The organism is Pseudomonas sp. 30_B, from assembly GCF_017491605.1.
Classification (GTDB): domain Bacteria; phylum Pseudomonadota; class Gammaproteobacteria; order Pseudomonadales; family Pseudomonadaceae; genus Pseudomonas.
In genome coordinates this window covers 1-439 of record NZ_JAFGYY010000378.1, presented here as the reverse complement: position 1 = coordinate 439, position 439 = coordinate 1, and the positions used below count along the sequence as shown (strand labels likewise).

General features: G+C 67.2%; 1 protein-coding gene. It reads left to right on the top strand.

What is annotated here, in order from left to right:
* Positions 1–439: penicillin-binding transpeptidase domain-containing protein (locus J5M67_RS28735; RefSeq protein WP_279381602.1), on the top strand; the 439-nt coding region annotated here is incomplete at both ends.

Below are 439 nucleotides of genomic sequence, written 5' to 3'. Positions count from 1 at the left end.
GACGAGAACGACAGCGATCCGGAAACCTACGACCCGCGGCGCGACGCGAACAACTACAAGGGCACCGACTACATCGGCAAGGTCGGCGTCGAGCAAAGCTACGAAACCGAGCTGCACGGCATCACCGGCTTCGAGGAAGTCGAGGTGACGGCGGGCGGGCGGCCCGTGCGCACGCTGTCGCGCACGCAGGCGACGCCCGGCAGCAACCTCGTGCTGTCGCTCGACATCGGGTTGCAGCAGGTTGCCGAGCAGGCATTCGCCGGCAAACGCGGCGCGCTCGTCGCGATCGAGCCGAAGACGGGCGACGTGCTCGCGTTCGTGTCGTCGCCGAGCTTCGACCCGAACTCGTTCGTCGACGGCATCGACCAGCAGACCTGGGACGAGCTCAACAACTCGCCCGACAAGCCGCTGCTGAACCGGCCGCTGCACGGCACCTATC